This window comes from Streptomyces sp. NPDC086777, assembly GCF_040702065.1.
GTDB lineage: Bacteria > Actinomycetota > Actinomycetes > Streptomycetales > Streptomycetaceae > Streptomyces.
Map to the genome: position 1 here is coordinate 66,479 of NZ_JBFBJI010000044.1, position 7,959 is coordinate 74,437.

Annotated in this window: 3 protein-coding genes and 1 other RNA gene; all 4 read left to right on the top strand. The window is 70.8% G+C overall.

Annotated features, from left to right (window positions below; all coding sequences use genetic code 11):
• Positions 1–17 precede the first annotated feature (17 nt).
• A complete protein-coding gene (gene smpB / locus AB0472_RS39125; RefSeq protein ID WP_132890680.1) occupies positions 18–560 on the top strand; it encodes an SsrA-binding protein SmpB in 543 nt (180 codons plus the stop codon).
• Between the two features lie 93 nt (positions 561–653).
• Positions 654–1,054, top strand: a transfer-messenger RNA (tmRNA) gene (ssrA, locus tag AB0472_RS39130).
• Between the two features lie 341 nt (positions 1,055–1,395).
• Positions 1,396–6,300, top strand: coding sequence for a ricin-type beta-trefoil lectin domain protein (locus AB0472_RS39135; RefSeq protein ID WP_366363970.1), 4,905 nt, complete (start codon positions 1,396–1,398; stop codon positions 6,298–6,300).
• An 86-nt stretch (positions 6,301–6,386) separates the two neighbouring features.
• Positions 6,387–7,694 carry a hypothetical protein gene (locus AB0472_RS39140; protein ID WP_366363972.1) on the top strand — a complete coding sequence of 436 codons (1,308 nt, stop codon included), beginning with the start codon at positions 6,387–6,389 and terminating at the stop codon, positions 7,692–7,694.
• The last annotated feature ends 265 nt before the right edge of the window (positions 7,695–7,959 follow it).

The window sequence follows — 7,959 nt, forward strand, 5'->3', positions numbered from 1 at the left end:
GCACTATGGCCAAGGGAATGTACGTACCGAAAGAGTCCCAGCAGAAGCAGCAGGGGACGGCCGCCAAAGCCAGGGACGGCGAGAAGGGCGGCAAGCGCAAGATCGTCGCGCAGAACAAGAAGGCGCGGCACGACTACGCGATCATCGACACCTACGAGGCCGGCCTGGTGCTGTCCGGCACCGAGGTGAAGTCGCTGCGGCAGGGCCGGGCCTCGCTGGTCGACGGCTTCGTGCAGATCGACGGGAACGAGGCGTGGCTGCACAACGCCCACATCCCGGAGTACAGCCAGGGCACCTGGACCAACCACTCGGTGCGCCGCAAGCGCAAGCTCCTGCTGCACCGGGAGGAGATCGACAAGCTGGAGGTCAAGGCCCAGGAGACCGGTCACACGATCGTGCCCCTCGCCCTGTACTTCAAGGACGGCCGGGCCAAGGCGGAGATCGCGCTCGCCCGGGGCAAGAAGGAGTACGACAAGCGGCAGACCTTGCGCGAGCAGCAGGACCGCCGGGAGGCGGGGCGCGCCATCGCGGCGGCGAAGCGGCGCCAGCGGGAGGCCTAGGCCCGCCGGAATGTAGTGGCATCGGCGTGCGTTGGTCACGTACGATGGCACCAACACCGGGGGAAGCCGGTGTGAAGATTGAAAAATCAACATGGGGATGATCGGTTTCGACAGCGGATGTCGAGGCAGGGGAAGCGTGTCGAGAAAGCGGCCATGATCTCGTAAACCACAGGCCGAAAAAAATAATCGCCACTTCCAAGCGCGATTCCTCCCAGCAGGCCTTCGCCCTCGCTGCCTGATCTCAGGTAGCGACAGCGAGCCTCCTATACAGGGAGTGTCAGCCCGGGGCTGTTCCCGACCCGGATCCTGGCATCAGCTAGGGGACTAAACCTTGATCCCGGTCACGGGGTGAAGAGGGAAATCTAACAGTGACTGGGCCCGTCGGCGACTTGTTCGCGTGATCGCCGGGGCCGAGAAAATCACAGCGAACTGCACACGGAGAAGCCCTGGTTCCGCACCGTTGGACGCGGGTTCGATTCCCGCCATCTCCACAATCTCCATGTTGCGAGGGCCCGGTGGTCGCAGACCACCGGGCCCTCGTCGTGTCCGCGGGGCCGCTGAGCGGACATGTGAAGATTGATCCCGGCCGATCAAAAACCCTTCACAGGTATCGCACAGGTTCACTAAAGTCTGGTGCGCGCGCCGAGCCGAGCCGACCACTCCGCTCCCGCGCACGACCATCAGCGACCGGGGGAACATCGTCGCCTGGGGAGGGGCCGGCGGGGCTGACCGCCGCCACGGCACATGTCACCTCTTCATCTCTTCGAGCCGGGCCCCCGTCTGCCCTCCTCATGAAATACGGGGTGTCCTTGTGCGTTCCAGACCCGGGCTTGTCATGCCCGTTGCACGAAAAGCCGGCCGTCTCAAACGACTCGTCCCCTCCGTCCTCGCGCTCGCCGTGCTCGCCACGCTCGCCGGCCGGCCGGACTCGCACCACGACCGGGCCGCCGACTTCAGCCCGGTGGCCGACAGCTACGACGGCTTCGACGCCAAGGCCGCCGAGCAGCTCCGCCAGGACCAGTGCCTGATGGCCGAGGTGCTGCGCACGGGCGGTTCCGCCATGTTCAGCACCGCCCAGGACGGCCTCGACCAGACCCCGGACAAGCTGCACACCGCCGCGAACCGCGAGTACTGGAACACCACCCCGCTGTCGACGGCGTACGACAAGGACAAGGACACCGCCGACAAGGCGGGCGACGCCCTCGACGCGTACGTCGATGTATGGAAGAAGCCGCTCGACGGCCTGAGCACCCCGGGCGGGTTCTCGGAGACCGGATTCCACTGGCCGCCGGGGACCACCGGCACGGGCCCGGGCTTCTTCGCGCAGACCGGCCTGAGCCAGTGGATCCAGGCCCAGTTCTGGAAGGCCGAGGACGACTTCTACGAGGACCCGACCCCGAAGGCCGACGACACCACGCTGAAGGCCGTCAAGGACCTCGGCACCCCGCTCTACGGCGCCGACCCGGACCCCTCGCTGCCCTCCTCGCCGTGGCAGCAGGCCTACGCCGAACACCAGGCCTGGGACCACCTGGTGAACTGGGACCTGGAGCCCACGGCCGCGGACAACGCCCGGCTGTTCCTGTCCTCCGGCGGTTTCCCGCGCACCGCGCCCGACCCGGGCAGCGTCGAGTACCGCATCGCCGTCGAGGACCTGAAGACCCGGTTCGCCTCCTGCGCCTGGCGGACCCCCGTCGACCCGGACCGGGTCCTCGGCAAGGAGGTCGCGGACGCGTCCGCCGAATGGCAGCAGGAGATCGCCGCCCAGGCCGGCCAGCGCGACCGGATCCTCAACGCGAACCGCGACGCCACCAAGGCCCTCGCCACCGGCTCCAAGGCGCTGGGCGAGCTGCTCGGCCAGTCGTGGATCGCCGACCGCCTCGCCCGCTGGCAGGACTACTGGTCGGCCGGCGGCCCCGGCTGGATCGGCGACAGCCCGATGATCGTGCACGCGCACGGCGCCACCGACAAGTGCCTCGAAGTGGGCGGCGGCAAGAAGGACAGCGGCACCCCGGCGCAGATCTACACCTGCAACGGCTCGGCCGGGCAGAAGTGGGCGATCAGCGGCGACGCGCTGGTCAACGTCAACTCCGGCAAGTGCCTGGAGGTGAAGGGCGGCTCCCCGGCGAGCGGGGCCGTGGTGCAGATCTCGACCTGCAACAACAAGAGCGCGGCCCAGAAGTGGGAGTACGGCACCCACGCGACCAGCCGCGTGTACAACCCGGGCACCGGCAACTGCCTGGACCTCGCGACCTACGACAACAGCCGTGACGCCCGGATGTGGGACTGCAAGGGCACCGACCCGCAGAAGTTCGACTTCGCCCCGTCCGGCCACAACGGCACCGACAAGCTGGACTATCCGACCAAGGCCCAGTTCGACAAGGCGAAGAAGGGCGTCACCGACGCCCAGGCCGCGGCGAAGACCCAGCTCGACCTGCTCAAGGCGCAGGTGACCGGGGCGAAGAAGGCCGCCACCGACACGGACACCGCCACCCAGGCCGCCTACGCCGTCGCCGACCAGGCGGGCGCCCCGCGGGGTCGGGGTCTGCTCGTCGGGCAGCAGAAGGCCCAGGTCACCAAGGCGTCGGCGGCGGCGCTCGACGCCCTGTCCAAGGCCGGCGACACCGCCTACGCGGCGACCAAGGCGTCCGCCGGGGACAGCGCGACCATCGCCGCCCGCGCGGTGACGCAGGCGGCGCAGTCCAAGGCCGCGTTCCGTACGGCCGCCGCCCAGGAGGCCGACGCGCAGGCGAAGGCCGCCGCCGATGCCGCCGCCGTACAGGCGCAGACCGCCAAGGCCGCGCGCGACACGGCGAAGGCGAAGCTCGACGAGACCCAGCAGGCGGAGGCCGACGCGAAGGCTGCCGCCGCGACCGCGCACGCCAAGCGGCTCTCCGCGGAGGCCGAGGAGCAGACGGCGAAGGCGGAGAAGGAGACCGCCGCCGCCAAGCAGGCCGAGGCCGCGCAGCACAAGGTGAGCGCCGAGGGGTACGCGAAGACCGCCGCCGAGGCCAAGGACCGGGCGGACACCGCCGAGTCCACCGCCCGCGCCAAGCGCCAGGACGCGGAGGCCGCGCGGGACCTGGCCAAGGGCAAGTCGGACGACGCGTGGGACGCGCAGAGCAAGGCGAACGCGGCCCGTGCGAAGGCCGACGCCAAGGACGCCTACGCCGACGCGCACGACTCGGACGCCGACGCGACCGACTCACGGACGGCGGCCGACGAAGCCGACCACGCGGCCGACGACGCGGAGACGGCGGCGGGCTCGGCCCGTGCCGAGGCCGACGCGGCGAGCCAGGCCGCGGCCGACGCCGACGCCGCGGCGACGCGTGCCGAGGCGGCGGCGAAGCGGGCACGGTCCGACGCGGACGACGCCCAGGCGGCCAAGCTGAAGGCGGACGCGGCGGTGCGCACCGCGACCAGCGCGGCGGCGGACGCCATCACGGCCTCCCAGGCCTCGGCCGCCGCGGCCCGTACCGCGGTCAAGCTGGCCGACGAGGCCGAACAGCACGCGGCCGACTCGAAGAAGCAGGCCGACGCGGCCAAGGCCGAGGCCGCCAAGGCGGTCGCGGGCGCGGCCGACGCGGCCGGCCACGCGTACACGACCGGGCAGGCGGCCGAGGCCGCCGGAGCCTCCGCACAGCAGGTCGCGGCACCCGCCAACGACGCGATCCAGCTCGGCTCGCCCTACGTGGACACCGACTCCGCGGCGGGGCTCGCCGTCCTGACGGGCCAGTCGTCGAAGACGATCGCCGAACAGCAGCAGGCCGTCGCCGAGGCGCACGCCGCCAACGCGCAGAAGAACGCCGAACAGGCGCAGAGCCTCGCCGACTCGGCCACCGGCGACGCGAAGGCGGCGTACACGATCGCCGCCGAGGCGGCCGGTCACGCCGCGGACGCCCGCAGGTCGTCGAAGGAGGCGCTGGGTTACGCCTCCGAGGCGGCGCAGTACGCGGCGGACGCGCAGAAGTCACTGGCGCGCACCATCGAGTACGACCAGCAGGCCACCGCGGACGCGGCAGCCGCCGACCAGGCGGCCGGCAACGCCGAGGGCTACGCCAAGGACGCCCGCGACTCCGCCGACCAGGCGGCCCTGGACGCCGACGCGGCCCGTACCGCGGCCGCCGAGGCCGAGCAGTCCGCCAAGGACGCCCGCGCCGCGGCCGACCGCGCCGACGCCGAGGCCACTGCGGCCGAGGAAGCGGCGAAGGACGCCCAGAAGTACGCCGACTCGGCACAGCAGGCGGCCGACCAGGCGGCAGCCGCCGACGCGAACAAGCAGGTGCAGACCGGCGCCGGCACCGGAACCGGAGTCGGCGGCGTGTTCTCCGTCATCGACGACATCAAGCAACAGGGGGACCCGCAGCGACTCCCGGACGACTGCTCCCACCTGCCCTGCGACCTGGTCTTCGAAGTGCACTTCGACGCGGTCGTCAGCTACTACTACTGCGACAACCCCGACGTCCCGGCCACCGAGGCCGGCTGCCCCGCCGACGACACGTACTTCCTCACCACCAAGACGTTCAAGGGCCTGAAGAAGAACGTCAAGATCTCCTCCTGGGAGGCGACCAAGGACCTGTGGAAGGGCCTCTACCACTCGATCGTCGACGACTTCACCGGCTGCTACCACAAGGCCACCGGCACCGGTGACGGAAGTTACGGCGACTGCGCCTGGGCCGCCACCTGGCTCCCGCTCGGCGGCCCGATCGGGAAGATCACCGAGGCGATCCGGGCCTTCGACGCCGCCCTGCGCACCGGCATCGGAGTCGAGGACGCCCTGAAGGCCCTGCGGGCGCTGGACATCGATGCCGCGGCCCTCGCCAAGATCGAGGACACCGCGCACATCTACGAGGACGCCCTCGCGCTCTGCAAGACGGAAAGCTTCGCCGGTAATACCGAGGTGCTGTTGTCCGACGGCTCGCGCAAGGCGATCCAGGACGTCCACGAGGGCGACCTGCTGCTGGCCGCCGATCCGGAGACCGGCCGGGTGCGCCCGGAGCCCGTGACGGACACGTTCCGCCACGACACGGAGCGGATGACGGACATCGGCGTGGCCGGTGGCGTGATCAGCAGCACGCGCGGTCACCGCTTCTTCGTGGCCGGCCGGGGCTGGACCCGGGTCTCCGACCTCCGGGTGGGCGACAGACTGCGCACCCCGGACGGGACGCTGAGCCCCGTCACGGCACTCACCGACCGTTCCGGCCGCACCGAGGTCTACGACCTCACGGTCGACGACCTGCACACCTTCTTCGTACGTACCCAGGGGCGGGCGCCCCAGGACGTCCTCGTCCACAACTGCCTGAACATCATCGCGGACGAGGGCAAGTTCGGTGCTCACACCCTTGAGCAGCACGTGCGGCTCTCCGACGCGCAGATGGCCGACAAGGCGAAGACGGTCAAGGGCGGCGTCGCCACCCGCTGGATGAGCGCGGATGTCGCCGCCAGTTCGGTCAACGACGCGTTCCAGCAGTGGTTCGCCCGCAACCCCAAGGGGCTGGACGGCTGGCTGAGCCGTATGCGCGACAAGTTCGGCAGGAACGGCGACCGCGGGCTCTTCAACCCCCAGACCGATCTGAAGGAGATCACATGGACCCTCAAGGACGCCCAGAATCTGGGCCTCAAGTGGGTGAAGGACGGCCCTCAGAAGGTCGACGCCGGAAATAAGGTGGTCATCCAGCTGAAGTACGTCGGCCGCCAACACCCGTCCGGTTACGTCGTGTACTCGTCGTATCTCGCCGGCTGAGCCACCGGCATCATCTGCCCGACGGGCGGGGCGAGGGAGCGTCGCCTTCATCCGCCCCGCCCGCTTCGACGCTCCGCGAGGAACTCATGGAAGAACCACGGGAAGTACGCTTCTGGAGATTCGAGGAGGACTTCGGGATCAGCCTGCTGATCGCGAGGCTCGGGACGGGCTTGACGCCGGTGGTGCCGGACGGGGACGCCGACGACGCCCGCGCCCTGCGCGACGACGCCCGTCTGCTGCTGGACTCGGGCCTTCCGGCCGAGACTCTGCGGACGGTGTGGCGGGCCGCAGCGGGAGGCCAGGACCCCGGGCCGGACGTCCCCGGCCTGCTCCGCCGGATCGTGGAGTCGGCCGAGGGCCGGATCGCCGCGGAAGCCGCCGGCTCCGCCCCGGGTGACACGGTCTTCGACGGCAATCCGCCGATGATCACGGTGGACGAACCGGCGATGAGGAAGGCCGTGTGCGCCGAGGTGAGAGCCGTGTCGCACCGGCTGACGGGCTCGGACGTCGGGACCGCGCTGGAACGCGTGACCGCCGAAGCGGACGCCGACCTCGGCTTCCGGCTGTTCCTGCGGGTGGTGAAGGCGACCCCGGTCGCCGTCACCATGGAGCGGTACGACCGGTACCGGGCGATCGGTGACGCGTTCGGCTATCCGGCGTGCCTGGTGCACGAGGGGCTCGATGTGCACTGGCCCCGCTTCGACGACGGCTCACTGCGGCGGCGCTTCGACGACGACTTCGGGTTCTCGTTGCTCGCCGGAGGGTTCTACAGCGATCTGTGGCAGCACTCCCACACGGTTGACGAGGGCATTCGCGGCGCGGTCTTCGACTACTCGGGTCTGGTGCCGGGTTCGTCGGCGTACGCGCTGCTGGGGGACACGCTGCGACTGTCCCGGTCGTCGCTGTCCGACGACGCTCTCGCCGCGCTCTGGCTGGGGGCGACGGGGTACGGCTACGACCCGCGGGACGAGGGTGCCGGGGTACGGCAGTGGCTCCACCGGATCGCGGAGCTCTGCGTCGAACGCCTGCGGGAGATCGACCCCGCGTTCACCGCCGGCGCACCCGCGCCGGGCGACTCGCGGGAGCGGGACGCGGTCCTGCGGGAACTGCGGGAGATCGCTCCTGTGCTGACCCGCGGGGTGCACGACAGCCCTTGGTACGGCGCCACCACGAGCCCGTGGTTCGAACGCTCCGGCACGCTGGTTCCGGCACTCGAACAGGTCGTCGACCAGGTCGATCCCGATCTCGGCTTCCGTCTGCTGCTCAGATGTGTCAGAGCGTACGAGGTTCCGGTCACCGACGAGCAGTACGCCCGCTGGACGGCACTCGGCGACCGGTTCGGCTACGGCCGGAAACACGTCGCATACCTGGCCGATCCGCACGCGGAACGCTGACCCTTTCGCCGACCGGCCGCCCCCGGCTGACGCCGACGCGTGCCGAGGCGGCCAGGGCGGTTGCGGGCGCGGCCGACGCGGTCGGTCACGCGTACACCACCGCACAGGCGGCCGAGGCCGCGGGCGCCTGTGCGCAGCAGGAGATTCTGAGCGCCTATCCGGAAGAACGGGGTTCGGCCGTCGGGTGCCATGGGGGCGCCCGGACCCCTGTGGGATCCGGGGGGAACTAGAAGAATCCGCAGGTGGGGGAGGACTCGTGCGGGGC